The sequence below is a fragment of the Corallococcus praedator genome, assembly GCF_003612125.1.
Taxonomy (GTDB): domain Bacteria; phylum Myxococcota; class Myxococcia; order Myxococcales; family Myxococcaceae; genus Corallococcus; species Corallococcus praedator.
Genome location: NZ_RAWI01000967.1, coordinates 1 through 458, shown reverse-complemented (window position 1 = coordinate 458; position 458 = coordinate 1). Strand labels below are relative to the sequence as shown.

General features: G+C 49.3%; 1 protein-coding gene. It reads left to right on the top strand.

Going from position 1 to position 458, the window contains the following annotated elements:
- Positions 1-95: 95 nt before the first annotated feature.
- Positions 96-458, top strand: a 363-nt coding sequence (locus D7Y13_RS50110; RefSeq protein ID WP_147452697.1) for an MFS transporter, incomplete at its 3' end; no start/stop codon positions are given.

The window sequence follows — 458 nt, the reverse complement described above, 5'->3', positions numbered from 1 at the left end:
AAATAAGACAAAACTATCTCTGTATCCTGCAAACCAGTGCGTATTATTACCGTTTATTGGGAAAAGCTATAGCTAACCTTAAAATCATACAATACATGCAAACCGAAAACATTCAGAAACCCGTTGAAACTGCCAAACCCCAGCTTTCTTTCTGGCAGATATGGAATATGAGTTTCGGATTTCTGGGTATTCAATACGGCTTTGGTCTTCAACAGGCTAACATGAGCCCAATCTACCGCTATCTGGGGGCTGACGAAGCGTCTATTCCAGGCCTTTGGCTGGCCGGGCCGCTGACGGGTCTGTTACTCCAACCCATCATTGGGGCCGTTTCAGACCGAAGCTGGTCGCCTACTTGGGGCCGACGCAAGCCATTTATTCTGGCGGGGGCGGTGCTGGGTAGTATTGCGTTGGTGTTCATGCCCAACTCGTCATCTATCTGGATGGCAGCGGGGCTGATG